The organism is Streptomyces amakusaensis (assembly GCF_039532665.1).
GTDB lineage: Bacteria > Actinomycetota > Actinomycetes > Streptomycetales > Streptomycetaceae > Streptomyces > Streptomyces amakusaensis.
The window spans coordinates 44,907-69,454 of sequence record NZ_BAAASB010000026.1 but is presented as its reverse complement, the minus strand read 5'-3'; the positions used below and the strand labels follow the sequence as shown (position 1 = coordinate 69,454).

Annotated in this window: 21 protein-coding genes; 4 read left to right on the top strand and 17 right to left on the bottom strand. The window is 70.9% G+C overall.

Annotated features, from left to right (window positions below):
• The first annotated feature begins 1 nt into the window (after nucleotide 1).
• A complete protein-coding gene (locus tag ABD371_RS32070; protein ID WP_190126443.1) occupies nucleotides 2–1,000 on the top strand; it encodes an inorganic phosphate transporter in 999 nt (332 codons plus the stop codon).
• Between the two features lie 192 nt (nucleotides 1,001–1,192).
• Here the strand turns inward: ABD371_RS32070 and pstB are convergent, their stop codons facing one another.
• The 8 genes from pstB to mshD all read right to left on the bottom strand — a co-directional run bounded on the left by pstB (nucleotide 1,193) and on the right by mshD (nucleotide 10,626).
• The gene (gene pstB / locus ABD371_RS32065; RefSeq protein ID WP_344484912.1) at nucleotides 1,193–1,969 is read right to left on the bottom strand and encodes a phosphate ABC transporter ATP-binding protein PstB; all 777 of its coding nucleotides are present in this window, start codon (nucleotides 1,967–1,969) and stop codon (nucleotides 1,193–1,195) included.
• 26 nt (nucleotides 1,970–1,995) lie between these two features.
• Nucleotides 1,996–3,072, bottom strand: a complete 1,077-nt coding sequence (gene pstA, locus ABD371_RS32060) for a phosphate ABC transporter permease PstA (protein ID WP_344484909.1) — start codon at nucleotides 3,070–3,072, stop codon at nucleotides 1,996–1,998.
• A complete protein-coding gene (gene pstC, locus ABD371_RS32055) occupies nucleotides 3,069–4,061 on the bottom strand; it encodes a phosphate ABC transporter permease subunit PstC (protein WP_344484906.1) in 993 nt (330 codons plus the stop codon). The genes pstA and pstC overlap by 4 nt, the downstream gene beginning before the upstream one ends.
• 116 nt (nucleotides 4,062–4,177) lie before the next feature.
• Nucleotides 4,178–5,311: a phosphate ABC transporter substrate-binding protein PstS gene (pstS, locus tag ABD371_RS32050; protein ID WP_344484903.1), complete on the bottom strand. Its 1,134-nt coding sequence runs from the start codon at nucleotides 5,309–5,311 to the stop codon at nucleotides 4,178–4,180.
• Nucleotides 5,312–5,810: 499 nt separating this feature from the next.
• Nucleotides 5,811–6,278: an NUDIX hydrolase gene (locus ABD371_RS32045; RefSeq protein WP_344484900.1), complete on the bottom strand. Its 468-nt coding sequence runs from the start codon at nucleotides 6,276–6,278 to the stop codon at nucleotides 5,811–5,813.
• Nucleotides 6,275–7,321, bottom strand: coding sequence for a CHAD domain-containing protein (locus ABD371_RS32040; RefSeq protein WP_381735266.1), 1,047 nt, complete (start codon nucleotides 7,319–7,321; stop codon nucleotides 6,275–6,277). The genes ABD371_RS32045 and ABD371_RS32040 overlap by 4 nt, the downstream gene beginning before the upstream one ends.
• Complete coding sequence (locus ABD371_RS32035) at nucleotides 7,269–9,500, bottom strand: RNA degradosome polyphosphate kinase (protein ID WP_344484971.1); 2,232 nt, start codon at nucleotides 9,498–9,500, stop codon at nucleotides 7,269–7,271. The genes ABD371_RS32040 and ABD371_RS32035 overlap by 53 nt, the downstream gene beginning before the upstream one ends.
• 202 nt (nucleotides 9,501–9,702) lie before the next feature.
• A complete protein-coding gene (gene mshD, locus ABD371_RS32030) occupies nucleotides 9,703–10,626 on the bottom strand; it encodes a mycothiol synthase (protein ID WP_344484894.1) in 924 nt (307 codons plus the stop codon).
• A gap of 520 nt (nucleotides 10,627–11,146) precedes the next feature.
• Between mshD and ABD371_RS32025 the strand changes: the two genes are divergently transcribed.
• Nucleotides 11,147–11,563 carry a hypothetical protein gene (locus ABD371_RS32025; protein WP_344484891.1) on the top strand — a complete coding sequence of 139 codons (417 nt, stop codon included), beginning with the start codon at nucleotides 11,147–11,149 and terminating at the stop codon, nucleotides 11,561–11,563.
• Between the two features lie 64 nt (nucleotides 11,564–11,627).
• On the opposite strand, the gene ABD371_RS32020 is transcribed toward ABD371_RS32025, so the two are convergent.
• From ABD371_RS32020 to ABD371_RS32010, 3 genes are read right to left on the bottom strand one after another with little or no spacing between them, the layout of a single operon-like run.
• Nucleotides 11,628–12,863 carry a serine hydrolase domain-containing protein gene (locus ABD371_RS32020; protein ID WP_344484888.1) on the bottom strand — a complete coding sequence of 412 codons (1,236 nt, stop codon included), beginning with the start codon at nucleotides 12,861–12,863 and terminating at the stop codon, nucleotides 11,628–11,630.
• Nucleotides 12,860–14,095 carry a serine hydrolase domain-containing protein gene (locus ABD371_RS32015; RefSeq protein ID WP_344484885.1) on the bottom strand — a complete coding sequence of 412 codons (1,236 nt, stop codon included), beginning with the start codon at nucleotides 14,093–14,095 and terminating at the stop codon, nucleotides 12,860–12,862. The genes ABD371_RS32020 and ABD371_RS32015 overlap by 4 nt, the downstream gene beginning before the upstream one ends.
• A 41-nt stretch (nucleotides 14,096–14,136) precedes the next feature.
• Nucleotides 14,137–15,402 carry a serine hydrolase domain-containing protein gene (locus tag ABD371_RS32010; RefSeq protein WP_344484882.1) on the bottom strand — a complete coding sequence of 422 codons (1,266 nt, stop codon included), beginning with the start codon at nucleotides 15,400–15,402 and terminating at the stop codon, nucleotides 14,137–14,139.
• A 325-nt stretch (nucleotides 15,403–15,727) separates the two neighbouring features.
• Between ABD371_RS32010 and ABD371_RS32005 the strand changes: the two genes are divergently transcribed.
• Nucleotides 15,728–17,536 carry a bifunctional metallophosphatase/5'-nucleotidase gene (locus tag ABD371_RS32005; RefSeq protein WP_344484879.1) on the top strand — a complete coding sequence of 603 codons (1,809 nt, stop codon included), beginning with the start codon at nucleotides 15,728–15,730 and terminating at the stop codon, nucleotides 17,534–17,536.
• Nucleotides 17,537–17,656: 120 nt separating this feature from the next.
• On the opposite strand, the gene ABD371_RS32000 is transcribed toward ABD371_RS32005, so the two are convergent.
• Nucleotides 17,657–18,535 (bottom strand): GNAT family N-acetyltransferase, encoded by an 879-nt coding sequence (locus tag ABD371_RS32000; RefSeq protein ID WP_344484876.1) that lies wholly within the window; start codon nucleotides 18,533–18,535, stop codon nucleotides 17,657–17,659.
• Between the two features lie 141 nt (nucleotides 18,536–18,676).
• Between ABD371_RS32000 and ABD371_RS31995 the strand changes: the two genes are divergently transcribed.
• Nucleotides 18,677–19,411 (top strand): class I SAM-dependent methyltransferase, encoded by a 735-nt coding sequence (locus ABD371_RS31995; RefSeq protein ID WP_344484873.1) that lies wholly within the window; start codon nucleotides 18,677–18,679, stop codon nucleotides 19,409–19,411.
• Nucleotides 19,412–19,426: 15 nt separating this feature from the next.
• Here the strand turns inward: ABD371_RS31995 and ABD371_RS31990 are convergent, their stop codons facing one another.
• The 5 genes from ABD371_RS31990 to ABD371_RS31970 form a co-directional block, all read right to left on the bottom strand.
• Nucleotides 19,427–20,836, bottom strand: coding sequence for a HAMP domain-containing sensor histidine kinase (locus ABD371_RS31990; RefSeq protein WP_344484870.1), 1,410 nt, complete (start codon nucleotides 20,834–20,836; stop codon nucleotides 19,427–19,429).
• Nucleotides 20,833–21,570 carry a response regulator transcription factor gene (locus ABD371_RS31985; RefSeq protein WP_344484867.1) on the bottom strand — a complete coding sequence of 246 codons (738 nt, stop codon included), beginning with the start codon at nucleotides 21,568–21,570 and terminating at the stop codon, nucleotides 20,833–20,835. Before ABD371_RS31985 ends, ABD371_RS31990 begins: the two co-directional genes overlap by 4 nt.
• Before the next feature lie 29 nt (nucleotides 21,571–21,599).
• Entirely contained in the window at nucleotides 21,600–22,565 is a 966-nt protein-coding gene (locus ABD371_RS31980; protein WP_344484864.1) for a S1C family serine protease, read from the bottom strand.
• A 111-nt stretch (nucleotides 22,566–22,676) separates the two neighbouring features.
• Nucleotides 22,677–23,216: a TIGR03086 family metal-binding protein gene (locus ABD371_RS31975; protein ID WP_344484861.1), complete on the bottom strand. Its 540-nt coding sequence runs from the start codon at nucleotides 23,214–23,216 to the stop codon at nucleotides 22,677–22,679.
• Between the two features lie 286 nt (nucleotides 23,217–23,502).
• On the bottom strand, nucleotides 23,503–24,525 hold the full coding sequence (locus tag ABD371_RS31970; protein WP_344484858.1) for a LacI family DNA-binding transcriptional regulator: 1,023 nt from the start codon (nucleotides 24,523–24,525) through the stop codon (nucleotides 23,503–23,505).
• Nucleotides 24,526–24,548 lie beyond the last annotated feature (23 nt).

Genomic DNA, 24,548 nt, shown 5'->3' with positions numbered 1-24,548 from the left:
CGTGGACACCTTCGCCCTGATCGTGACCATCGGCGTCGCGCTCGGCTTCACGTACACCAATGGCTTCCACGACTCCGCCAACGCGATCGCGACCTCGGTCTCCACCCGGGCGCTGACGCCGAAGGCGGCGCTGGCGATGGCCGCGGTGATGAACCTGGCGGGCGCGTTCCTCGGCCAGGGGGTGGCCAAGACGGTCAGTGAGGGCCTCATCGCCACGCCCCAGGGCAGCAAGGGGATGGGCATCCTCTTCGCCGCGCTGCTGGGCGCGATCGTCTGGAACCTGGTCACCTGGTACTTCGGTCTGCCCTCGTCCTCCTCGCACGCTCTGTTCGGCGGGATGGTGGGCGCGGCGCTCGCGGGCGGCACGGAGGTGATCTGGTCCGGGGTGCTGGAGAAGGTCGTCATCCCGATGTTCGTCTCGCCGCTGGTCGGTCTCCTCGCCGGTTATCTGGTGATGGTCGCGATCATGTGGATCTTCCGCAAGGTCAATCCGCACAAGGCGAAGCGCGGCTTCCGGATCGCTCAGACCGTCTCGGCGGCGGCGATGGCCCTCGGCCACGGCCTCCAGGACGCTCAGAAGACGATGGGCATCGTGGTGATGGCGCTGGTCATCGCCGATGTGGAGCAGCAGGCCGACGAGATCCCGATCTGGGTCAAGATCGCCTGTGCGGTGATGCTGTCGCTGGGTACGTACGCCGGCGGCTGGCGGATCATGCGTACGCTCGGCCGGAAGATCATTGAGCTGGACCCGCCGCAGGGCTTCGCCGCGGAGACCACGGGGGCGTCCATCATGTTCGGCTCGGCGTTCCTCTTCCACGCGCCGATCTCGACCACCCATGTGATCACCTCGGCGATCATGGGCGTCGGGGCGACGAAGCGGGTGAACGCGGTCCGCTGGGGCGTCGCCAAGAACATCGTCCTGGGCTGGTTCATCACGATGCCGGCGGCGGGCGCGGTGGCGGCGATGAGCTACGGGGTGGTCTGGCTGGTCTTCGGCTGACAGGCGGTACGCGGAAGGGCCCGGCACAGGCGATGTGCCGGGCCCTTCCGCGTACCCGTGGCCCTGGCCCTGTCCCCATGCGTCCTGGGCATACGAAAGGGCCCGCCCCCGGGGGGTGAGGGCGGGCCCTTCGTCTCGTGGCGGCACCGCCATGCAGCACCCCGAGACGCTGGGGGAGGAGGAGCGCGGTGCTCAGCCGAAGCGGCCGGAGATGTAGTCCTCGGTCGCCTGCACCGACGGGTTCGCGAAGATGCGTTCCGTCTCGTCGATCTCGACGAGCCGTCCGGGCTGTCCGACCGCCGCCAGATTGAAGAACGCCGTACGGTCGGAGACCCGCGCGGCCTGCTGCATGTTGTGGGTGACGATCACGATCGTGAACCGCTCCTTCAACTCGCTGACCAGGTCTTCGATCGCCAGGGTCGAGATCGGGTCCAGCGCCGAGCAGGGCTCGTCCATCAGCAGCACCTCGGGCTCGACCGCGATCGCGCGGGCGATGCACAGCCGCTGCTGCTGGCCGCCGGAGAGGCCGGAGCCCGGCTTGTTCAGCCGGTCCTTGACCTCGTTCCAGAGGTTGGCGCTGCGCAGGGACTTCTCGACGACGTCCGACAGCTCGTTCTTCTTGTACGAGCCGTTGAGCCGCAGGCCGGCCGCCACATTGTCGAAGATCGACATGGTGGGGAAGGGGTTGGGGCGCTGGAAGACCATGCCGACCGTGCGGCGCACGGCGACCGGGTCGACGTCCGAGCCGTACAGATCCTCGTCGTCCAGCAGCACCTTGCCCTCCACGCGGCCACCGGGGGTGACCTCGTGCATACGGTTCAGGGTGCGCAGGAAGGTGGACTTGCCGCAGCCGGAGGGGCCGATGAAGGCCGTCACCGAGCGGGGCTCCACCGTCATCGAGATGTCCTCGATCGCCCTGTGGGCGCCGTAGTAGGCCGTCAGACCGCTGACGTCGATTCGCTTGGCCATCTTCTTAGATCACTTCCAGGAGGCCGCTAGCGGCCGGTCTTCGGGGCTTTCCAGCGGGCGATGCCGCGGGCCACCAGGTTGAGGAGCATGACGAAGGCGATCAGGACCAGGGCGGCGGCCCAGGCGCGGTCGTACGACGCCTCGCTGCCGACCCGGTACTGCTCCCAGATGTAGAACGGGAGCGACGACTGCGCGCCCTCGAACGGATTGGCGTTGATCAGCTGGCTGCCGAAGACCAGCAGCATGATCGGTGCGGTCTCTCCGGCGATGCGCGCGACGGCGAGCATCACACCTGTGGTGATACCCCCCAGGGCGGTAGGAATCACCACTTTGAGGATGGTGCGCCACTTCGGCACTCCCAGGGCGAGGGAGGCCTCGCGCAGCTCGTTCGGCACGAGCTTCAGCATCTCCTCCGTGGAGCGGACCACCACCGGGATCATCAGGATCGCCAGGGCCAGCGCGCCCATCAGGCCGGAGGGGCTCAGCTCGAACATCAGCATGATCGAGAGGAGGAAGAGGCCGGCGACGATCGAGGGGATGCCGGTCATGACGTCGACGAAGAAGGTCACGGCCTTGGCGAGTGTGCCCCGGCCGTACTCGACCAGGTAGATCGCGGTCAGCAGACCGATCGGCACCGAGATCACGGTGGCGAGTCCGACCTGCTCCAGGGTGCCGATGATGGCGTGGTAGACGCCGCCGCCCGTCTCGAAGCCGGGGACCCCGGCCATGGAGTGGGTCAGGAAGTATCCGTCGAGCACCTTCGAGCCCCGGCTGACCGTCACCCAGATCAGGGAGAACAGCGGGACGACGGCGAGGATGAAGCAGACCCACACCACGCTGGTCGCCAGCCGGTCCTTGGCCTGCCGCTTGTTCTCGACCGCCGAGGTCACCGTGTACGAGATGAGCACGAAGAACAGGGCGGAGAGCAGTCCCCACTGCGTCTTGCTGTGCCAGCCGGCGACCGCGCCCAGGCCGCAGCCGAGGGCGATCGCGGCGGCCGCGAAGCCCAGCGGGGCCCAGCGGGGCAGCGAACGGCCGCTCAGGGTGGAGGGCGGCGGGGGCGGGCTGGGGGTGGGCGGCACCTGTACGGCTGTCTGGCTCATGCGTTGGCCCCCGAGTACTCCTTGCGGCGGGCGATGATGAGGCGGGCCGCGCCATTGACCAGCAGGGTGAGGATGAAGAGGACGAGTCCGGAGGCGATCAGGGCGTCGCGCCCCAGCTCATTGGCCTCGTCGAACTTCGCCGCGATGTTCTGGGCGAAGGTGCCGCCGCCCGGGTCGAGCAGATGCAGGGAGATCACGAAGCTCGGGGAGAGGACCGTGGCCACGGCCATCGTCTCGCCGAGCGCCCGGCCCAGGCCCAGCATCGAGGCGGAGATGACTCCGGAGCGGCCGAAGGGGAGCACCGACATCCGGATGACTTCCCAGCGGGTGGCCCCGAGCGCCAGCGCGGCCTCCTCGTTCATCCTGGGGACCTGGAGGAAGACCTCACGGCTGACGCTGGTCACGATCGGCAGGATCATGATGGCGAGCAGGACGCCCACGGTGAAGAGCGAGCGGGCGACGCCGACCTCGGTCTTGTCGAAGACGTAGGTCCAGGCGAAGAACTGGTCGAGCCAGAGATTCAGCCCTTCGAGGTACGGGACCAGGAAGAGCGCGCCCCAGATGCCGTAGATGATCGACGGGACGGCCGCCAGCAGATCGACCACATAGGCGAGGGGGGCGGCCAGTCTGCGCGGCGCGTAGTGCGAGATGAACAGTGCGATGCCGACCGCGATCGGCACGGCGATCACCATCGCCACGATCGAGCTGACGACGGTGCCGAAGAGCAGTACCGCGATGCCGAAGACCGGCGGGTCGCCGGCCGGGTTCCAGTCGAAGGTGGTGAGGAAGTTCCCCTCGTCCTGCGAGATGGCGATGACGCTGCGGTAGGCGAGGAACCCGGCGATCGACGCCATGATCACCAGGAGCAGGATGCCCGAGCCCCGGGAGAGCCCGAGGAAGATCTTGTCGCCCGCGCGGCCGGTGGAGGCGGATTTCGCCGGGCGGGCCGGCGGTGCCGGGGGGAGGTCAGTGGGTGTGGTGGATGCCATGGTCTTTCCGGTCTGGGTGAGGGGAGCGGAGTGACTCCCCCGGCGGCGGTGCACCGGACGGGGCGGCGGGCGGGGACACCGGGCGGGGGGCACGGGCCCCCGCCCGCCGCTCCGGGTTACTTCAGACCCGCGACGGTCTCGCGGACCTTGGCGTTGATCTCGGCGGGGATCGGGGCGTAACCGGCGTCGGAGAGGACCTTCTGGCCCTCCTCGCCCGCGGCGTAGCCCAGGAAGGACTTGACGGTGTCCAGCGTCTCCGGCTTGTTGCCGCTGTCGCAGACGACCTCGTACGTCACCAGGACGATCGGGTACGCGCCCTCGGCCTTGGTGGTGTAGTCCAGCTCCAGGGCCAGGTCCTTGCCGGTGCCCTTGACCTTGGCGGCGGCGATGGCCTTGGAGGCGTTCGCCGAGTTGGCCTCGACCGGGGCGCTCGCGCCGGTGTCGATGCTGACCGTGGGGATCGACTGGGAGGTCGCGTACGACAGCTCGAAGTAGCCGATCGCGCCGTCGACCTGCTTGACCTGGGCCGCGACACCGGAGGAGCCGGAGGCCGCCTGGCCGCCGGGGGCGGGCCACTTCTTCTCGGCCTCGTACGGCCAGTCGGCCTTGGCGGTGGCCCCCAGGTACTTGCCCAGGTTCTGGGTGGTGCCGGAGTCCTCGGAGCGGTGGAAGGCCTGGATCGCCTTGTCCGGGAGCGACGCGCCCTCGTTCAGCTTGGTGATCGCCGGGTCGTTCCACTTCTTGATCTTGCCGTTGAAGATCTTGGCGATGGTGGCGGCGTCGAGGTTCAGCCTGTCGACGCCGGAGAGGTTGTAGCCGATCGCGATCGGGCCGCCGACCATGGGCAGATTGATGGCCTGGCCGCTCTGGCAGATCTTCTTGGAGTCGGCGACCTCTTCCGGCTTGAGCGCCGAGTCGGAGCCCGCGAAGCCGACCGTGCCCTGGTTGAAGGCGACGATTCCCTCGCCGGACGAGGAGGACTTGTAGTTGATCTCCACGCCCGAGCAGGCCGCCATGTAGTCCTTGACCCACAGGTCCATGGCGTTCTTCTGCGCGCTGGAGCCGGAGGCGAGCAGCTTGCCCTTGGCGCCTTCGCACTTGATGTTCGAAGCGGCGCTGGTCTTGCCGTCGCCACCGCCGGTGCCGCCGGTGTTGTCGTCCGAACCACACGCCGTGAGGACCAGGGCGCCGGTGACGGCCAGGGCGCCGAGCGCGGTGGCGCGAAGCCCGTTCTTGCGCTGAAGCTTCACTTTCGGGTGTTCCTTCCAGAAGCCGCCGGGACGCTCTCTGTCGCCGGACGTCCGGTGGCGGCGTGTGTCGGGGGTGGGGAAGCCGGCCTGCTGCCGGTTACCGCGTAAGGCCGAAATTAAGCAGATCAGGTGAAGCCGCCCACGGGGGCGAGTGAACGTCAGGTGAACCGTGTCGGGCGGCTGGGTGCGGGCCGCTCCGAAGCCGTACGGGAGGCCGTACGGAAGGCCGTACGGGGAGCCGTGCGGAGAGGCCCGCGAAGGTGTACGGGAGGGTGGGCCGGGGCGCTCGTCGGCGCGCGCGGCGACGGCCTCAGGCCGTGGGGGGTATGTGCTCCCCGGCGTCCGGCCGCTGGTGGCGCGCGGGCGCTCGGCCGGGTGCGGGGGTGTGGCGAACGGGCATGATCCGCGACCGTACACCCCTTGTCCGGTACGCGGGAGGGCCTCGAACGGGTGCGCGGATCCGATGGGTTCCGGTGTGCGCGGCGGCCCGGGGCGGGCGTCAGCCGCCGCCGGCCGCCGGTCCCCGGGCATCGAGGAAGGCGGTCACCAGCTCGGCGTCCCGCTCCTGGGTGAGCAGCTCCCGCGCCTTTGCGGGGGAGAGCCAGCGCACATGGTCGACCTCGCTGTTGGGGGCGAACGCGCCGCCGGTGGTCTCGGCGGCCCAGTAGCGGACCTCCTTGGGGCGGCCCTCCACGAGATAGCGGACGGCGGGCAGCTCCGGGCCCGGCTCACAGTGCGCGCCGGTCTCCTCCAGCACCTCGCGCACCGCGCCGGCCAGGGCGCTCTCGCCGGACTTCAGCTTGCCCTTGGGGTGCGACCAGTCGTCGTATTTCGGCCGGTGGACGAGACAGATCTCCACGCCGTCGCCGTCCTCGCCCGGCGCGTGCCGCCAGAGCACGCACCCGGCCGCGAGCACCGGTTCCCCGTGGCCCGGTTCCCCGTTCCCCCGCCTGTCCTCCGCCGTCACCGTCCGCCTCCCGTCCGGGCCCCGGCGGCCGTCTGCCAGACCTCCTGGAAGGCGAACCGGGCCGCCTCCACCTCATGGCGCTGATCCGCGTGGAGCACTCCCAGCACATACGCGGTCGCCGGGGCGATCCTCGGGGTGCGGGCCGCGGCGGCGGCGGTCGTGGCCGCCTCGGAGGCGTCCCGGTGGCGGTCCAGCAGCCGCCCGGCCCCGGCCAGCTCCGGATCGGGCTCGGGGCCGGTCACCTCCAGGGCGTACCGATGGAGTCTGAGCAGGCTGCGGACCCGGTGCCAGGGGGCGTCCTGGGCCTCTTCTGCCGAGGTGGTCAGCCCGTGGACCAGGGCGTCGGCGTTGTACGGGCGTCCCGCGCGGGCGAGCGGGAGCGCGGCGGCGGCGTCCAGCAGCCGCCGCCGTACGGCCTCGGTGACGGCGTCGGCGGGCGGCGGCGGGAAGGCCGGGGCGGGGGGCCGCTCGGAGGCGAGGAGGGCGACGGCGTCCGCGACCGCGTGGAAGCGGGCGGAGCCGAGCGCCTGGAGCGCGGCCGAGTGGGAGCGGGTCCTGCCGAGGGTCAGCTGCCGCTCCAGCAGGGCCCCGGCGCGGGCCGCGCCCATGCCGAGCGGCCCCCGCGCATCGGCCGTCCCGCCGGCGGCCCCGGCCGCTCCCGACAGCCGGGCCAGGGCCGCCACCAGCCGGTTCAGCCGTGAGACACAGGCGTGCTCCTGCGCGAGCGTGGTGGCGAGCCAGGCCAGCTCCGCCCGGAGTCCGTCCGCCCACACCGGGTCCAGCATCGGCCGGAAGGTGTGCAGCGTGCCGCCGATGCGCCGGGAGGCGGTGCGCAGGGCGCGGGCGGCCTCGGCCGCCCCCGCCGTGTCCGCGCCGCTCTCCCCGTGCAGCCGCAGCCCGCGCAGGAACTCACCCGCCCGTGCGTGCAGATACCCCGTGAGCGCCTCCCCCGCCGAGGGCGCTCCGCCCTGGGCGGGGACTCGGGGCAGTTCAGGTTTGAGCACGCCTTCGCCTCCGGGACTCAATGAGCGTCTCCTGCACATTGCGCAGCGGCTGACCGTCCTGGTCGGTCGCGTGCCGCGTCCAGGCCCCGTCCGGGCCCAGATGCCAGGAGGACGTGGAATCGGACATGCCGGTCTCCAGCAACCGGGTGAGGGCCGCGCGGTGCGCCGGGTCGGTGACGCGTACCAGCGCCTCGATCCGGCGGTCGAGATTGCGGTGCATCATGTCGGCGCTGCCGAACCAGACCTCGGGCTCGCCGCCGTTGCCGAAGGCGAAGACCCGGGAGTGCTCCAGGAAGCGGCCGAGGACCGAGCGGACCCGGACGTTCTCCGAGAGCCCGGGGACGCCGGGGCGGATCGCGCAGATCCCGCGCACCCAGATGTCGACGGGCACACCCGCCATCGCCGCCCGGTAGCAGGCGTCGATGATCGCCTCGTCCACCATCGAGTTGACCTTGATGCGGACATAGGCGGGACGCCCGGCCTTGTGGTGGGCGGCCTCCTTGTTGATCCGGGCGACCAGACCGTCGCGGAGCGACTTGGGCGCGACCAGCAGCCTGCGGTAGGTCTCGCGCCGCGAGTACCCCGACAGCCGGTTGAAGAGGTCGGAGAGGTCCGCGCCGACCTGCGGATCGGTGGTCAGCAGGCCGAGGTCCTCGTACAGCCGGGCCGTCTTCGGGTGGTAGTTGCCGGTGCCGACGTGGGAGTAGCGGCGCAGGGTCTCGCCCTCCTGGCGCACCACCAGGGAGAGCTTGCAGTGGGTCTTCAGGCCGACGAGTCCGTAGACCACGTGGCAGCCGGCCTCCTCCAGCTTGCGGGCCCATTTGATGTTGGCCTGCTCGTCGAACCGGGCCTTGATCTCGACCAGGACGAGGACCTGCTTGCCGGACTCGGCCGCGTCGATCAGCGCGTCCACTATGGGCGAGTCGCCGGAGGTGCGGTAGAGGGTCTGCTTGATCGCCAGTACGTCGGGGTCGGCCGCCGCCTGCTCCAGGAAGGCCTGTACGGAGGTGGAGAAGGAGTCGTACGGGTGGTGCAGCAGTACGTCGCGCTCGCGCAGCGCCATGAAGATGTCGGGCGCGGAGGCGGACTCGACCTCGGAGAGGTCGCGGTGGGTCCCGGCGATGAACTTGGGGAACTTCAGCTCCGGCCGGTCCAGCGCGGCGATCCCGAAGAGGCCGGTCAGATCGAGCGGACCGGGCAGCGGATAGACCTCCGCGTCGGACACCTTCAACTCGCGGACCAGCAGATCCAGCACGTACGGGTCGATCGACTCCTCGACCTCCAGCCGGACCGGCGGGCCGAAGCGCCGCCGCATCAGTTCCTTCTCCAGGGCCTTGAGGAGGTTCTCGGCGTCGTCCTCCTCGACCTCCAGATCCTCGTTCCTGGTCACCCGGAACATGTGGTGCGCGAGCACCTCCATGCCGGGGAACAGCTCCTCCAGATGGGCCGCTATGACGTCTTCGAGAGGCACATACCGCTGGGGCGAGGCCTCCAGGAAGCGGGAGAGCAGCGGCGGGACCTTCACCCGGGCGAAGTGGCGGTGGCCGCTGACGGGGTTGCGCACCACGACGGCGAGGTTGAGGGAGAGGCCGGAGATGTACGGGAAGGGGTGGGCCGGGTCCACGGCCAGCGGGGTCAGCACCGGGAAGATCTGCTGGCGGAACAGGGTGAAGAGGCGGGCCTGCTCCTTCTCGGTGAGATCGGGCCAGCGGATCAGATGGACGCCCTCATCGGCGAGGGCCGGGGAGACGTCCTGCTGGAAGGCGGCGGCGTGCCGCGCCATCAGCTCGCGCGAGCGGGTCCAGATCAGGTCCAGCACCTCGCGGGGCTGGAGGCCGGAGGCGGAGCGGGTGGCGACCCCGGTGGCGATACGCCGTTTGAGGCCGGCCACCCGGACCATGAAGAACTCGTCCAGGTTGGACGCGAAGATCGCGAGGAAGTTGGCCCGCTCCAGGAGGGGCGTCGCCGGGTCCTCGGCGAGTTCGAGCACGCGTTCGTTGAACGCGAGCCAGCTGCGCTCGCGGTCCAGGAAGCGGCCCTGGGGCAGCTCGGTGCCGTGGCCGACCCGGTCGTCCTCCTCGTAACCGTCGAGATCGGCGTCGAGATCGGGCTCCAGATCGGAGACCGTGGCGGCGACGGTGTGCGGTCGGTGCGCGGCTATGGAACCGACGGACGGCTGGGGATGCTGGACCGATGCCTCGGCGGGCTGCTGACTCATAAGCCCATTCTTCCGCGCGAAGGGGGTGACGGGCGCGTCGGAGCGGGCGGGAGCGATCTTTCCGTTGACGGCGGCGGAGGAGGCGGCGGGCACAGCGGGCTGCATGGGGAGAGGTTCGCAGCGCTGTCTGAATGGCCGGTGAAGAGGGGGTGACGCCCGGGGGGCGTGTGGTCTCCGGCCGGGGTACGGGACCCCGTACGGCTCAGGACTCCGTGCGGTACATCAGGTCGACCTCGTGGGTGGTGAAGCCGAGCCGCTCGTAGACGGTGACGGCGGCGGTGTTGTCGGCGTCGACGTAGAGCATCGCGGTGGGCAGCCCCTGTGCGGCCAGATGGCGCAGTCCCACGGCGGTGAGGGCCTTGCCGAGGCCGCCGCCCTGTGCGTCGGGGCGGATGCCGACGACGTACACCTCGCCGAGGCGCTCGGCGGCGTGCGTCTTCGTCCAGTGGAAGCCGATGATCTCGCCGTCGCGCTCGGCGAGGAAGAATCCGGCGGGGTCGAACCACGGCTCGCTCTTGCGGTCGTCCAGGTCCCGCTGGGTGAGGGAGCCCTGCTCGGGGTGGTGGGCGAAGGCGGCGGCGTTGACGGCGAGCCAGGCGGTGTCGTCCTGGCCGGGGACGAAGGCGCGGACGGTGACCCCGGGCGGGAAGACGGGCTCGGGGATGTCGAGGGGGGCCAGGGGGCGGCGCAGCTGGCGCAGTTCGCGGAAGAGGGTCAGGCCCAGCACCTGGGCGAGATGGCGGGCGGCGGACTTCCCGCCGTGCGCCCAAACCCGCAGCCGTTTGCCGGAGGCGGCGAGCAGCGCGCTGCCGAGCGCCCGGCCGTGGCCGCGTCCCCGGCGGGAGGGGTGGACGACGAGTTCGGCGGCGGGGGCCTCGACCGGGTCGACGTCCTCCAGCTGGGCGTATCCGGTCAACTCCCCGTCCACGGTGAGCAGCAGATGCCGTACGCCCTCGCGCCGGCCGCCGCGCAGCTGGAGCCTGCCCTGCTCGGAGACCGCCTGGGTCCCGTCGGCCTCGGCGGCCTCGGCGAGCAGGTCGAGCACCGCCCGTGCCTGCTCGGCGGTCAGCTCGTCCTGGGTGCTGATCTGCCTGCCGGTCCCCGCGGTCGCTGCGTCAGTCGTCATGGGAAGAGCCTACGGCGGCGGGAATCGCCCTGAGGGGTGCGGCGGTGTGATCGGTGTCGCACGGGAGTTGATCCCGGCCGCCGGGTCCGTCCGGGGTCCGCCGGGGGCCCGTCAGAGGTCCGCCAGAGGTCTGCGGGGGAGGCGTCGGGGAGGCTTCGGGGGTGACGCGGTGTGGTCGGGGCGGTGGTTCCGGCTCCAGGAGGGGCGCGCGAGGTGCCGGGGCGCACGGCACGGGAGCGGCGAGCGGGAGAGCGCCGGAGGGCCGGGTCGGGCGAGGGCCTGGCGTCCTTCGCTGAGCTGGGGATCCTGCCCGCCCGCCGGGCGCGTCCGCCGGGTTGTGCGCCCCCTGGCTGGATTGTGCGCCCCTTCGCCCGTCCGGGTGAGCGGGGGAGTCCCGGGGCCGGGTGCGAGAGGGTGGTGTCCGCCTGTTGCGCCCCCGCTCTTCGTAGCGCTACGGTCGCTGTGCGTCGCCATCACGGGCCGATTCTCCGGCCTCCGCCCCCGCGACAGGAGGCGAGACATGCTCGCACCTTCCCATCTGGAGATCCTCGAAGGAACAGCGCCGTGCGCCGGTCCGGACCGGTCGCCGCTGACGCGTCCGGGGCTCTGGTACGAGCTTCTGCGGTACCGCCCGTGCGCCGAGAACGAGAGCGAGCGGAGCCCGGAGCCGTGCGAGTCGGCCGCGCCGGAGAGCCCGCGTCAGGCGATACGCGCGCTGCGGGGCTCGGTGCGCGACTGGGCGGCCCGGATGCCGCCGCGCGACCGGTACGCGATCCTGACGGCCCTCGACGACCACAGCGACAACGGGCTCTCCGGGGATGTGCAGGCGGTCGCCGCGCTCTACCAGGGGCTGCCGGTGGGCTTCGCGCACACCGCGCAGAACGGCGACCATCTGGAGTGGGCGGTGCGGCCCGTGCTCTTCCTCGCACTGGTCTGAGACCCGGCGCGCCCGGGACGGTCGCCGTCCCGGGCGCGCCAGGCCCGCTCAGTCACTCAGCCGCTCAGCGCCGGGTGAACCCGTCGGCGAAGCCGGTGTTGAAGCCGGTGTTGAAGCCGGCCCCGGTCAGAGTGGCGGAGCCCTTCGCGGCGACGCCCTTCTTGGCCTTCGTACCGCAGAACTCGGCGGCCACCGGGTCCCCGTCGCCGCCCCAGTGCCCGTTGACGTTGAACGTCAGCGTGTGGCGTCCGTCCTCCGTGGTCACGGCGGACGATCCGGAGCCGTGGATGCCGCCGCCGTGGCCCCACAGGGTCACCCCGCAGCCGATGGTGCCCGTCCCGATGCCCAGGCCGTAGCCGGAGACGGTGGTCTTCATCGCCTTGAGCTGCTCGGCGGGGATCAGCTTGCCGCGCATCAGGGCGCTGAAGAACCGGTTGAGGTCCCCGGCGGAGGAGATCATGTCGCCGGCCGCCCAGGCGACGGAGGGGTTCAGCTCCGTGACGTCGTAGACCTTGACCGTCGTGGGGCTGTCGGCGAGCTTCGAGTAGCCCCGGGCGCTCTGCTTCGGCATCCGGGGGCTGTCCCCGGGGACGGTGGTGGCCTTCAGCCCGAGCGGCTTGATGATCCGCTCGCGGACCTGGTTCTCGTACGAGTCCCCGGTCACCTTCTCCAGGACCAGCCCGGCCAGGACGTAGTTGGTGTTGGAGTAGTCGTGCCGGTCACCGGGAGTGAAGTTCGGCGGCCGGGTCATGGCCTCCTTCACCCAGGTCTCGGGTGCGACGGACGTGTAGCGGTTCTCGAAGAAGCCGGAGGCGAGGAAGTACCGCTCGGCGAAGCTCGGGGACGAGGTGTAGTCGTAGAGCCCGCTGGTGTGGTTGAGCAGCTGGCGCACGGTGACGGTGCTGCCGTCGTTGCCGTTGCCGGTGACCAGCCCGGGGAGGTGCTTCTCCACGGTGTCGTCGAGGTCGAGCTTCCCCTCGGCCTCCAGCTGGAGCAGGACGGTGGCGACGAAGGTCTTGGTGATGCTGCCGATCCGGAAGCGGTCGTCCTTGCCGCGTGCCTTGCCGGTCTTCAGATTCCCGACGCCCGAAGCGCCCTTCCAGACCCCCTTGGCGTCCCTGGCCTGCCCGGTGACGCCCGGCAGCCCGGACTTCACCAGGGTGTCGAACGCCTGCTGGGTGGCGGTGTGCCGGACGGTCGGCCGCTCCTCGGCCTGAGCGGGCGCGGCGAAGGCGGTGGCCGCCACCGCGGCGGCGGCGAGCGCCGCCAGGCCCGTACGGGTGAGCTGTCGTCCTGTCATGAGTTCCTCCCGGAAGTCGCCTTGCCCTGGGTGAACTTGGCCGGGGGCTTGGTCCCGGCGTTTCCGCAGAATTCGGCTTCGTTGATGTCGGGGCTGCTCTGCGTCGCCCAGTCGCCGTTGAGGTTGTACGAGAACTGCCGGCTGCCGTCCTCCGTGGTGACCACGTTGGAGAGCGAGCCGAAGATGCCGCCGCCGTGGCCCCACAGCTGGGTGCCGCAGCTCGTCCTGGACTTGATGATCCCGAGGCCGTACCCCGTGTCCGGGCCCCAGTCGGGGGCGGAGACGGTGGTCTTCATCGCCTTGAGCTGCTCGGGCGGCAGCACCTTGCCGGTGATCAGGGCCTTGAAGAAGCGGTTGAGGTCTCCGGTGGTGGAGATGATGTCGCCGTCCGCCCAGCCCTGGGAGCCGTTCATCTCGGTGACGTCGTGGATCTTGGCGGTGGGCTGGTCGAGGAGCAGCTTCGAGTACGCCCGTCCGCTCGGCCGGGGCATATGGGGGCTGTCGCCGGGCTGGCTGGTGGACTTCAGCCCGAGCGGCTTGATGATCCGCTCGGCCACCTCGTGCTCGTAGGTGTTGCCGGCGACCTTCTCGATGATCAGCCCGGCCAGGACGTAGTTGGTGTTGGAGTACGAGAAGGAGGTGCCGGGCTCGAAGCCAGGCCGGTGCTTCATGGCCACCGAGACATGGAACTCGGGCGCCAGAGTGTCGTAGCGGTGCTGGAGGAAGCTCTCCCCGATGAGGTACTTCGCGCCGTACTCCGGGTCCGAGGTGTAGTTGAAGATCCCGCTGGTGTGGTTGAGCAGCTGGCGCACGGTTATCTTGCTGCCGTCGTTGCCGTTGCCGCTGACGAGTCCGGGGAGGTGCTTCTCGACGGTGTCGTCGAGGTCGAGCTTCCCCTCGGCCTCCATCTGCAACAGCACGGTGGCGACGAAGGTCTTGGTGATGCTGGCGATCCGGAAGCGGTCGTTCTTGCCGCGCGCCTTGCCGGTCTCGCGGTTTCCGACGCCCGAGGTGCCCTTCCAGACGCGCTGTCCGTCCCGGCTCTGGGCCACCACTCCGGGGATGCCGCTCGCCACGGTGGCGTCCATCGCCTGCTGGGTGGCGGTGTGCCGGGGGGCCTTCGAGGACTGGTCCTGTGCCTGGGCGGGCGCGGCGAAGGCGGTGACCGCCACCGCCGCCGCGAGGAGGCCCACCACACCCGTACGCGCCTGCTGCCGTGTTTTTGTGCTCATGCCGTGCTGACTCCTTCTTCCTTCGGTGGTGCCGGTGGATGTCATCGGGTCAGATGGGCGAGGGGCGCGAGGGGCGCGAAGCCCTTGGCACCGCCCTTGGGGACGCCGCTGCCGCAGAACTCGGCCTCCACCGGGTCCGCGACCCCGGCCTTCGGCCAGTCGCCGTTGAGGTTGAAGGCGACCTGACGGCTGCCGTCCTCCGTGGAGAGGGCGTTGGAGAGCGAGCCGATCCAGCCGCCGCTGTGCCCCCACAGCTCGATGCCGCAGCTGGTCGTCTGCCGGCCCAGGCCCAGCCCGTAGGCGGAGGTGCCGTCGTCGGAGTGGGCGGTGGTCGTCTTCATCGCCCTGAGCTGCTCGGCGGGCAGCAGTTCGCCGCGGAGCAGCGCGCGGAAGAAGCGGTTCAGATCGCCCGCGCTGGAGATCATGTCGCCGTCCGCCCAGGACTGGGAGGCGTTCTGGAGGGTGGCGTCGTGCACCTTGGCGGTGGCCGGGTCGAGGAACAGCACCGAGTAGGCCCGGCTGCTCGGCTTCGGCATCAGCGAGCTGTTCCCGGGGACGGTGGTGGCCTTCAGCCCGAGCGGCTTGATGATCCGCTCGCGGACCTGGTTCTCGTACGAGTCCCCGGCGACCTTCTCGATGATCAGCCCGGCCAGCACGTAGTTGGTGTTGGAGTACGCGTAGGCGGTGCCGGGCGCGAAGTCCGGCCGGTGGGACATGGCGGCGTCGACCGCGACCTGCGGCGACCGGTAGTCGTAGCGGTGCTTCAGGAAGCCGTCGCCGATCAGATACTTGTTGTGGTACTCCGGCACCTGGAGGTACTCGTAGACCCCGCTGGTGTGGTTGAGCAGCTGCCGCACGGTTATCTTGCTGCCGTCGTGGCCGTTGCCGCTGACGACGCCGGGGAGGTGCTTCTCGACGGTGTCGTCGAGGTCGAGCTTCCCCTCGGCCTCCATCTGCAACAGCACGGTGGCGACGAAGGTCTTGGTGATGCTGGCGATCCGGAAGCGGTCGTTCTTGCCGCGCGCCTTGCCGGTCTTCAGATTCCCGACGCCCGAGGTGCCCTTCCAGACCCGCTGTCCGTCCCGGGCCTCGGCCAGCATCCCCGGGATGCCGCTCGCCACGATGGCGTCCATCGCCTGCTGGGTGGCGGTGTGCCGGGGGGCCTTGGCCTGGGCGGGCCGGTCCTGCGCCTGGGCCGGTGCGGCGAAGGCGGTGGCCGCCACCGCCGCCGCCAGAAGTCCGACCGTTCCGGTACGGGCCCGGGAACGGGTACGAGTACGGGTACGGGTCATGCGCCGTGCTGCCATCTGCTGTGCTCCTCAACTCCGCCGGGGTACCACCCCGCTGCCGGGCCCGGACGGCTCCCCGGGTGATCTGTGACTGCGGGCCGGGGCGGGCCGCCTCGGGCCGGCATCGCCTGAAGTGACCGCGTGAGGGGGCGGAAGGGTTGATCGCTCCACCGCGCGCGCCGCCGAATGGCCGAAGACAGCCGTTGGCCGAAAAGGTGGTTTTGACCGAAAGTAGCTGCGAAGGCAACCGGATCGTCATCTCATTCCTCTGTCGCGCTACGCGCGTTGACCCTAGGCTGCGCTCGCAGCACACATATCCACCGCGCAACCACCAAGGGGAGCGATGTCAGCCAGACCGCACAGGACGGGCCCTTCGTCCAGAAACCGCCGGATACTCGCCGTGGTCGCCGGACTGACCACTGTCGGCGCACTCGTCGCGGCCATGCCCGCCGGATCCCACGAGGCACAGGAGCGCAGCCACGGCCACGGCCGTACGGTGGATGTGCAGCTGCTGTCCTTCAACGACCTGCACGGCAACCTCCAGCCCCCGTCCGGTTCGGGCGGCCGGGTCACCCACACCCACCCCGACGGCACCACCAAGACCATCGACGCGGGCGGTGTCGAGTACCTCGCCACCCATCTGCGCGAGGCGCGCGAGGGCAACCGCTACTCCGTCACCGCCGCCGCGGGCGACCTCATCGGCGCGACGCCGATGCTCTCCGGGCTCTTCCACGACGAGCCCACCATCGAGGCGCTGAACAAGCTGGACCTCGACGTCTCCTCCGTCGGCAACCACGAGTTCGACGACGGCGCGAAGGAACTGGGTCGCATCCAGAACGGCGGCTGTCACCCCACCGCGGGCTGTCACGAGCCGGGCAAGAAGTTCAAGGGCGCGGACTTCCCCTACCTCACCGCCAATGTGACCCACGAGAAGTCCGGCAAGCCGCTGCTCGACCCGTACTTCATCTGGAAGAAGAACGGCGTCAAGATCGGCTTCATCGGAGTGACCCTGGAGGGCACCCCGGACATCGTCAACGCCAACGGCATCAAGGGCCTGAAGTTCAACGACGAGATCGAGTCGATCAACAAGTACACCAAGATCCTGGAGCGCAAGGGCGTCAAGGCGATCGTCGCCCTGCTGCACGAGGGCGGCTACCCCGCCTCCTCCTCGTACAACTACGACTGCGACAGCCCCGGCGCGGGCGACGGCATCTCCGGCCCGATCGTGGACATCGCCAAGAAGGTCAGCCCGCAGGTCGACGCGCTGGTCACCGGCCACACCCACGAGGCGTACGCGTGCACCATCCCGGACCCCTCGGGCAAGCCGCGCACCGTCACCTCGGCGGCCTCCGCCGGGCGGCTGTACACCGACACCACGCTGACCTACGACCGCCGCACCCGCGACGTGGTCCGCACCTCCGTCGAGGCCGCCAACCACGTGGTCACCCGTGATGTGCCCAAGGCCCCCGACATGACCCGGCTGATCGACCGCTGGACCACCCTGGCGGGCCCGATCGCGGGCCGTCCCGTCGGACACATCGCCTCCGACATCGAGACCTCGGCCACCGAGGAGAGCCCGCTCGGCAACCTCATCGCCGACGCCCAGCTCGAAGCCTTCGCCCCCGCCGACAAGGGCGGCGCGCAGCTCGCCCTGATGAACTCCAAGGGCATCCGCGCGAGCCTGGTGCACAAGGCCTCCGGGGCCGAGGGCGACGGAGTGGTGACCTACGGCGAGGCGTTCACCGTGCAGCCGTTCACCAACATGATGAATGTCGTCGACCTGACCGGCGCGCAGCTCGTCACCGCGCTCCAGCAGCAGGTCAGCGGCGCGAACCTGGAGACCCCGAAGATCCTCCAGAGCTCGAAGGGCCTCACCTACACCCTCGACTGGACCAGGACCGGCGCGGACCGCGTCGTCGCCTCGTCCGTCAGGCTGAACGGCGAGGCCATCGACCCGGCGAAGAACTACCGGGTCGCGATGAACGAGTTCCTCTCCGCGGGCGGCGACGGCTTCGCCGTGCTGAAGGAGCACCGCAACAAGCTCGTCGGCGCCTCCGACCTGGATGTGTTCATCGGTCACCTGACCGCGCACTCCAGCGCCGCCGCCCCGCTGACCCCGCCGGCCGTCGGCCGGATCACGGTCGTCAAGTAACGGCGGAAGACGGTACGGAGGCGGGGCGGCGGGTCCACCGGACCCGCCGCCCCGCCGCGTTGTTCTTCGCGTTCCCCGCGTTCCCCGCGTTCCCCGGGTTCCCCGCGTTCCCCGGGGTTCTCAGCCCGCGGCCGGTGCCGCCGGTGCCAGGCCGTACACCGTCCAGTCGGCGAACGGCCGGTACCCGATGCGCTCGTAGAGGGCGTTGCTGGTGGCGTTGGCCGCGTTCGTGTACAGCACCGCCTCCGTCGCTCCCGCGTCGAGCGCGGCGCGGGTGACCGCGACCGTCACGGCCGCCGCGTACCCCCGGCCGCGCAGCTCGGCCGGGGTGTAGACCGGGTCCACCCGGGCCGTGCCCGCGACCGTCGGATTGATGCCCGCGATGGAGACCGGGGTGCCGTCCGGGGTCTCCCAGAAGGTGTAGCGCTTCTCGGCGAAGCGGGTGACGGGCCAGGTGCCGGCGTCGATGGTGACACTCTCCCCGACGGCCGCCGCGAACCCGCGGCACCAGCGCATGACGTCCTCGTGATCCGCCTCGCCCAGGGCCCGTTCCCGGCCCGCCGGGAACGGATCGGGCGGGGTGAGCGTGGCGAGACGGCGCAGCAGGAGCCGGACGCGGACGGACGGCTCCGCGCCCGTGTGCCGCTGCCAGGCCTCGGCGAAAGCGGTGGCGGTGGCGTGCTCCGCGCTGACGGAGGGCAGTGCGTGGCCGAGGGCGACCAGATGGGCGGCGAGGGAGTCGGCCTGCTCGAGGGTGAGCGGGGTGACGCTCAGCCCGCCGGACGGGAAGCGGTGGAAGGCGGCGAGGACCTCGCCCGCCCGCTCCAGCCGGCCGAGGACCGGGGGACCATCGCCGAAGGAGGCCGGACCGAGCGTCCGCAGCTTCTCGACCGTCGTCAGCGGCGTGGTGTGCATGACGGGCCGCGAGCGCAGGAACTCTCCCGCGTGGCTGAGGAAATCTTCGAGGTCTTCGGTGAGGTGCCAGTCGTCCGTGAGCATCCCGCATGATCGCCGATGGACCGGCCCCCGGGGAAGCCGAGCACCCGGTGATGACGCACGGCCCCCGGCGGCCCTCCCCGGCGGCCGATCACCCGCTCAAATCCCTCGCGGCCGGGGGCCGTCGGGGCCCATACTGGCGCGGTGTTCACCGCCGACGACGCAGCCGAGCTGTACGACCTGCTGAACCCCTGGGACGCCGGACTCTTCCCCGCCAGCCGTTTCTACGACGAGTTGGTCATGGCCGCCGACTCGGTCCTCGACGTCGGCTGCGGCACCGGCCTGATGCTCCACAGCGCCCGTGAGCACGGCCACCGGGGTGCTCTCACCGGCCTCGACCCCAACCCCGCCGCCCTGGCGCGCGCCCGCCGCCGTACCGATGTCGAATGGACCGAGGCCACCGCCGCACAGGCCCGCTGGGAGCGCGCCTTCGACCTCGCGACGATGACCAGCCACGCCTTCCAGTGCCTCGTCTCCGACGAGGAGCTGCGCGCCTCCCTCACCGCGATCCGCGCCGCCCTGCGCGAGGGGGGCCGCTTCGCCTTCGAGACCCGCCACCCGCAGGCCCGCGCCTGGGAGCGGTGGAGCCCTCCGTACGCCCGGGACCTCACGGGCCCGGACGGCCGCACCCTGCGCGTCGGGCACCGGGTCGACTCCGTCAGCGGCGACGTGGTCACCTTCACCGAGACGACGGCCGACGCCGAAGGCACCGTGCTGTACACCGACCGCGAGAGCCTGCGCTTCCTCGGAGTGGACCCGCTCAACGCCTTCCTCGCGGAGGCGGGCTTCGCCGTCGAGGCGCAGTACGGCGACTGGCACGGCGGTCCCCTCACCGCCGACAGCACCGAGATCGTCACCGTCGCCGTACGGACCGGCTGACCTTCCGCGCACCCTTCAGGGGTGCGAAGGCGGCGGCACCGAGGCCCCCGGGAGCCGGATCACCGCCCGGGTGCCCCCGCCCGGGGCGCGCTCCAGCCGGATGTCGCCGCCCGACTGCTGGACCACCCGCGCCACGATCGAGAGCCCGAGCCCCGACCCCGGCAGCGACCGCGCCGACGGCGAGCGCCAGAACCGCTCGAAGACATGCGGCAGCTCGTCGGCCGGGATGCCCGGACCCCGGTCCCGCACGGTGAGCGTGCCGTCCTTCAGCCGTACATCCACCGTGCCGCCCGCCGGGGAGAACTTCACCGCGTTGTCCAGCACATTCACCAGCGCCCGCTCCAGCACGGCGGGCTCCGCCCGTACGTACCAGGGCGCGATCTCCGTCGCGAAGACCAGCTCCGGACCGCGCAGCCGGGCCCGGCCCAGCGCCGTCCCCAGGATCTCGTGCAGCGCGACCACCGTCACCGGGCCGCCCCGGACCGCGTCCGGCCGCGACAGCTCCTGAAGATCGCCGATCAGCGAGGCCAGCTCGGTCATCTGCGCCTCCACGGACGCCAGCAGCGCCTGCCGGTCCGCCGGCGGGATCGCCCGTCCGGTGCGCTCACTGCGCACCAGCAGCTCGATATTGGTCCGCAGCGAGGTCAGCGGCGTACGCAGCTCATGGCCCGCGTCCGCGATCAGCCGGGCCTGCCGGTCCCGCGAGGAGGCCAGCGCGGCGGTCATCGCGTTGAAGGAACGCGACAGCCGGGCGATCTCGTCCTCCCCCTCGGCCGGGATCCGCACGGTCAGATCCTTCGTGCGCGCCACATGCTCCACCGTCTCGGTGAGCTGGTCCACCGGCCTCAGCCCGGTCCGGGCGACCAGCAGCCCCGCCGCGCCCGCGCCGACGACCCCGACCCCGGCGAGACCGCTCAGCAGCAGTGCCAGCCGGTTCAGCGAGGTGCTGATCTCGTCCAGCGGCCGGGAGACGGAGACCGCGACATTGATCCCGCCGCCGATGCCCATCAGCGTGGTGTGCACCCGCACCGGCGAGCCGTCGTCGGTGACGCTGTCGTGCAGAGTGCTCTTCAAGGTCCCGTTCGCCACCCCCACGTCCGAGGGCCGCACCTTCACCGGCTCGGAGTACGGACCGACACAGCGCGCGCCGTTCGGCGTGACGAGCTGGGTGTACGCGAAGTTCGGCGACTGCTTGCTGTCGGCCGGGCGCACGTCGTAGCAGCTCGCGTACGCCTGGCGGACCATGTCCACCGGCGCGCTGGTGTTCCGCAGGGTGGTGTTCAGCTCCTCGTACAGCTGGCCCCGGGTCAGCAGCCAGGAGACGACGGACACGGCCGCGACCGCGACCGCGACGGCGGTGGCCACCAGCAGGGCGAGCCGGGACCTCAGGGGCAGCGTACGGAACCGGCCGGTCAGGCCCGTCACGCCTCACCGCCGCCCGCGCGCAGGACATAGCCCACCCCGCGCACGGTGTGCACCAGCCGTGGTTCGCCCGCCGCCTCGGTCTTGCGCCGCAGATACATCACATACACATCCAGTGAATTGGAACTGGGCTCGAAGTCGAAGCCCCAGACGGACTTGAGGATCTGCTCCCTGGTGAGCACCTGCCTCGGGTGCGCCAGCAGCAGTTCCAGCAGCGTGAACTCGGTACGGGTCAGCTCGACCGGGCGCGCCCCCCGGTGCACCTCACGGGTGATCAGATCCATCCGCAGATCGCCGAAGGACAGCACCTCGTGCCCGTCGTCGCCCTCCGCCGCCCCGCCCGCGGGCGCTGCGTACGCACTGCGCCTGAGCAGGGCCCGGATCCGCGCGAACAGCTCGTCCAGCTCGAACGGCTTCACCAGATAGTCGTCGGCCCCGGCGTCCAGACCGGTCACCCGGTCGCCGACGGTGTCACGGGCGGTCAGCATCAGGATGGGCACGGTGGACCCCGTGCCCCGGATCCGGCGGGCGGCGGTCAGACCGTCCATCCGGGGCATCTGGATGTCGAGCACGATCAGATCCGGCTGGTACGCCTCCGCCTTCGCGAGCGCGTCGACGCCGTCGACGGCGACCTCCGTGCCGTATCCCTCGAAGGCGAGGCTCCGGCGGAGCGCCTCCAGGACGGCGGGCTCGTCGTCGACGATCAGGATGCGTTCGCCTTCGCGCGGGGTTGTCATGGAACCAGCCTCGCACGCGGGCTGCTGGCTCAGCGGTCGCCTTCGCGGAGGTCGCCGAGGACACTTTTGACGGTGTCCACGGGGATGGCGAAGCCGAGGCCGACGCTGCCGGCCGCCGACTCGCCCGCCGCGCTGGGCGAGTACATGGCGGAGTTGATCCCGATGATCTCGCCGCGCATATTGATCAGCGCGCCGCCCGAGTTCCCCGGGTTCAGCGAGGCGTCCGTCTGGATCGCCTTGTACGTGGTCTTCGAGTCCCCGGTGTCGCCGTTGAACTGCCGCCCGCCGAACTCGAAGGGCCAGCCGGTGTCCGGCAGCCGCTGCTCCTGCCCCGGCTCCTTCGCCACCGTCACATCCCGGTCGAGCGCGGAGACGATCCCGCTGGTCACCGTGCCCGTCAGCCCCTCGGGCGAGCCGATCGCGACGACCTCCTCGCCCACTGTGAGCTTCCCCGAGTCGCCCAGGGCCGCCGCCTTCAGGCCGCTCGCCCCCCGGAGCTTGATCAGCGCCAGATCCTTGCCGGGGTCGGTGCCGACGACATCGGCGGTGGAGGTCTTTCCGTCGCTGAGACCGACCTGAACGGTCTCAGCGCCGGAGATCACATGGTTGTTGGTGATGATCTCCCCGTCCTCGCTGATGATCACACCCGAACCCGTGGACTGCCCCGCCGCGCCCCCGGCCCTGATCTCCACAATGCTCGGCATGACCGCCTGGGCCACCCCCGCCACCGTCCCCGCACTGCTCGTGGACACATTCGTCCCACTCACCCCGGCACCCGGGCCCCCCGCCCGCTCCCCGCCCGCCCCCCCGAACCCGCCGACCAGCGTCGCCACCCCGCCCCCCACGGTCGCCGCCACGATCGCCACCGTCAGCAGCAGCCCGATCGGCCGCCGCGCCCGCGCCTGCGCCCGGTGCGTCGCCGGGGGCTGCTCGGGCTGCGGCGGATAGGTGGTGGTGTCGTAGGTCTGGGGCTGCGCCTGGTAGTGGTCCGTCATGGATACGACTCTCCCGGCGGCAGATGAGAACCGTCTGAGGCGGCCGTAAGAACAGCACCAGAAATCCGTAGGACCCGGATAAACAGATGCGGTCCCCCTCCCCCTCTCCCCCTACACCCGCCGCCCCAGGAAATTCAGCAGCCTGGTCTGGGCATCCGCCCCTTCGGCCGAAGACACCTTCGCGCCGAACGCCTGCGGCATCCGGATGTCCCCGTCCTCCGGCAGCAGAATGTCCACCGCCACCGCCACCGCCTCGGAATCCAACGCCTCGTCCTGACCGGTCGCCCGCGCCAGATCCCACCCGTGGATCAAGGTGTCGGCACACGCCATCCGCCGCACGAACTCCTCGAACGGTAGGGAACCGAACTCCTCCCCCAGCAGCGCGCCCGCTGTCACCGGGTCCCGCAGAGCGGCCTTGATCTCCTCCGACGCCGCATCCCACGCCCGAGACAGATCCTCGCCCCGCCCGGGCGCGGAATAGCCCGAACCGTCCAGCCCCGCGACGGCCCTCCGGTGATTCGAGATCACATGCGCCACAACATCCCGGGCCGTCCACCCGGGACACGGGGACGGATCTTCCCATCTGCCCGGCGGGCATTCACGGATCAATTCCCCGAAGCGCTCCGCGATCCGCTCGTAAAGCTCCGGCACTGAAGATTCCATTCGACTCTTCTTTCCGATTTCCGAACCGTCATTTCAGGCCCTGTGGCCACACAAGTGCCCCGGTGCCGCCTCGGCATCAGCGATCGTTCGTACGCCGGCGATCGCCCACCGCGCGGGCACCCGGCCCCAACTCAGGGGAAAGAAGACCATGTTACGGACCCTCCACCGCCTCTCCACTGCCCGACCGCGTCGGAACTCACCTCGTACCGGGCGTCCGCCCAGATGTCGGCCAGGACGTCGGGCAGCGGATGAACCGAGAACCGCCCGGAGGGGGTTACCCGCAGCCGCAGGAGCTGCGGATGACCAGGCGGGAGGGGAATTGGCGGACGCGTTCGCGGCGGGAGCCGGTGAGGCGGAGGCTTTCGTCGAGGACGAGGTCGACGGCGGCGCGGGCCATGGCGGGGCGGTCGGAGGCGACGGTGGTGAGGGGTGGGTCGGTGAGGTGGGCTTCTTTGACGTCGTCGAAGCCGGCGACGGCGAGTTCGCGGGGGACGTCGATACGGAGTTCGCGGGCGGCGCGGAGGACGCCGATGGCCTGGTCGTCGGTGGCGCAGAAGATCGCGGGGGGCCGCTCGGGGCCGGCCAGGAGCTTGAGGGCGACCTGGTAGGCCTCGTAGCGGTTGAAGGGGGCCTTGAAGAGGCGGCCCTCCACCGGGCGGCCGGACTCCAGCATCGCGCGCCGCCAGCCCTCGACATGGTCGGTCACCGGGTCGCCGACGGGCGGGGTGGTGTCCGGGCCGCCGAAGCAGGCGACATAGGCGTTGCCGTGCTCCAGGAGATGGCGGGTGGCGAGCTGGGCGCCGCCGATGTCGTCGGTGACGACGGCGACGTCATCGACCCCCTCGGGGCGCTCGTGGAGGAGTACGACGCGGGCGTCCCAGGCCTCGATCTCCTGCGCGGCCTGCTCGGTCAGCCCCTGGCTGACCAGGATCAGCCCGGCGACCCGCATCCCGAGGAAGGCACGGAGATAGTGGACCTCGCGCTCACGGCGGTAGTCGGAGTTCCCGACGAGCACCATTTTCCCGCGCTCGGCCGCGGCCTGCTCCACCGCGTGCGCCATCTCGGCGAAGAAGGGCTGCCGGGCATCGGGGACGATCATGCCTATGAGGTCGGTCCGCCGCGATGCCATCGCCTGGGCGACCCGGTCCGGCCGGTACCCCAGCTGCTTGATCGCCGCCAGTACCCGCTCGCGGGTGGCCGGGGCGACCGGTCTGGGTCCGTTGTTGATGACATAGCTGACGACGGCGGTCGAAGTCCCCGCCAGTCGCGCCACATCGTCCCGCGTCACCTTGGCCACGCGCGGCAGTCTACGCGTGGTGA

Coding starts and splice junctions, on each gene's coding strand:
- pstB (WP_344484912.1), bottom strand. CDS start 1,969: ATGGCCAAGCGAATCGACGTCAGCGGTCTGACGGCCTACTACGGCGCC.
- pstA (WP_344484909.1), bottom strand. CDS start 3,072: ATGAGCCAGACAGCCGTACAGGTGCCGCCCACCCCCAGCCCGCCCCCG.
- pstC (WP_344484906.1), bottom strand. CDS start 4,061: ATGGCATCCACCACACCCACTGACCTCCCCCCGGCACCGCCGGCCCGC.
- ABD371_RS32040 (WP_381735266.1), bottom strand. CDS start 7,321: ATGTGCAGGAGACGCTCATTGAGTCCCGGAGGCGAAGGCGTGCTCAAA.
- ABD371_RS32035 (WP_344484971.1), bottom strand. CDS start 9,500: ATGAGTCAGCAGCCCGCCGAGGCATCGGTCCAGCATCCCCAGCCGTCC.
- mshD (WP_344484894.1), bottom strand. CDS start 10,626: ATGACGACTGACGCAGCGACCGCGGGGACCGGCAGGCAGATCAGCACC.
- ABD371_RS32025 (WP_344484891.1), top strand. CDS start 11,147: ATGCTCGCACCTTCCCATCTGGAGATCCTCGAAGGAACAGCGCCGTGC.
- ABD371_RS32020 (WP_344484888.1), bottom strand. CDS start 12,863: ATGACAGGACGACAGCTCACCCGTACGGGCCTGGCGGCGCTCGCCGCC.
- ABD371_RS32015 (WP_344484885.1), bottom strand. CDS start 14,095: ATGAGCACAAAAACACGGCAGCAGGCGCGTACGGGTGTGGTGGGCCTC.
- ABD371_RS32010 (WP_344484882.1), bottom strand. CDS start 15,402: ATGGCAGCACGGCGCATGACCCGTACCCGTACTCGTACCCGTTCCCGG.
- ABD371_RS32005 (WP_344484879.1), top strand. CDS start 15,728: ATGTCAGCCAGACCGCACAGGACGGGCCCTTCGTCCAGAAACCGCCGG.
- ABD371_RS32000 (WP_344484876.1), bottom strand. CDS start 18,535: ATGCTCACGGACGACTGGCACCTCACCGAAGACCTCGAAGATTTCCTC.
- ABD371_RS31985 (WP_344484867.1), bottom strand. CDS start 21,570: ATGACAACCCCGCGCGAAGGCGAACGCATCCTGATCGTCGACGACGAG.
- ABD371_RS31980 (WP_344484864.1), bottom strand. CDS start 22,565: ATGACGGACCACTACCAGGCGCAGCCCCAGACCTACGACACCACCACC.